Source organism: Anaerococcus porci, from assembly GCF_009696575.1.
In the GTDB taxonomy this organism is placed as follows: Bacteria; Bacillota; Clostridia; order Tissierellales; family Peptoniphilaceae; genus Anaerococcus; species Anaerococcus porci.
Genome location: NZ_VULQ01000034.1, coordinates 1 through 1,437, shown reverse-complemented (window position 1 = coordinate 1,437; position 1,437 = coordinate 1). Strand labels below are relative to the sequence as shown.

The following is a 1,437-nucleotide window of genomic DNA, read 5'->3' as shown; positions in this document are numbered from 1 at the left end:
TAAAGGTAACCTATAACCCTTTAATTACTTAATATTATTCAGTTTAGCTGTATAATATTTGTATTAGATAGAGGCACTCGTTTTCTCCTTGAGATTTTATCTCGTAAAAAAGAGTGAGTCCTCTTATCTTTTAACTGTTTACGAATAAGTTAGATGTTGACTGGTTTCCAGTACTTCGTATCTCCCATAAGGCAGTAACGTTACTAGATTTAGAGGTGTCTATCTAAAATATTCTTTTGTGAGGTTTTAAATGTTTTTCTTAGGTGTTGATATTGGTAAAAATACTCATGTTGCTTCATTAGTTGATGATAAGAAAAAGGTTGTTTTTAAGGTTTTTTCTTTTTCTAACTCTATTGATGGCCTTCTTCTTTAACCCGTAAAATTGAGCAGTTTAAAGACTGTGTTGAGATTGACATGGAGGCTACTGGTCATTATTGGCTTTCTCTTTATTCTTACCTAGTTGCTGAAGGTTACACTGTTCGTGTTATTAATCCTATTCAAACTGATGGTTGGAGACATGGTTTTGAGATTAGAAAGAGGAAAACTGATATTATCGATTCGCTCCTTATTGCTGATCTTCTCCGTTAGGCGATTTTGTTGAAACTTCACTTTCTAATGAGGATTTTCTTTCTTTAAGAAATCTTTCCAGGTTTAGATCTTATTTGATTTCTTCCATTGGAGATCTTAAAAGAAAAACCATCGCTCTTTTAGACCAAGTTTTTCCTGAATATGCTTCTTCTTTTAGCTATATTTTTGGTAAAACTTCTAAGGAAATTTTATCTTCTTTTCAGTCTGCTGCTAATTTTGAAGATATCTCTTTGGATAAGTTAAATGATCTTCTTGATAGAGTTTCTCATAAGAAGTTTGCTGATAAGAAACTTAAAGAACTTTCTAGAAAAGCTTCTAGTTCTTTTGCTGTTAACTTTTGTTTAGATTCTTTTTCTCTTCAAATTAAGATGATTATCAAACAAATTTCTTTTATTCAAAATCAAGTGTCTGATGTTGAAGATGAGATAAATCTTTTACTAGATAAGTTTGATTCACCTATTACTACTATTACTGGTATTGGAAGCGTGAATGTTGCTACCATTCTTGGTGAAATTGGTAATATTTCTAGATTTTCTAATCCTTCTAAACTTGTTGCTTATGCTGGTCTTGATGCTAGTGTTTCACAGTCTGGCGAGTATGAGTCTACTAGAAACAAGATGAGTAAAAGAGGATCACCTTATCTTAGGCGTGCTTTATTTCAATCAGCATTAATAGCTGAATTTAATGACCCTGTTTTCTCTGCTTATTATCAGAAGAAAATGAGTGAAGGTAAACATCATCTAGTTGCTACAAATGCTGTTGCTAGAAAACTTTGTCATACTATTTACGCTGTTTTAACTAAAAACGAAGATTATCAAGTTCAAGCTTAATTTCAATACTTATTTTTAG

1 pseudogene is annotated in these 1,437 nt (G+C 31.6%); it reads left to right on the top strand.

Annotated elements, in window-relative coordinates:
* The first annotated feature begins 250 nt into the window (after positions 1 to 250).
* Positions 251 to 1,418, top strand: a pseudogene (locus tag FYJ26_RS10725) (IS110 family RNA-guided transposase).
* The last annotated feature ends 19 nt before the right edge of the window (positions 1,419 to 1,437 follow it).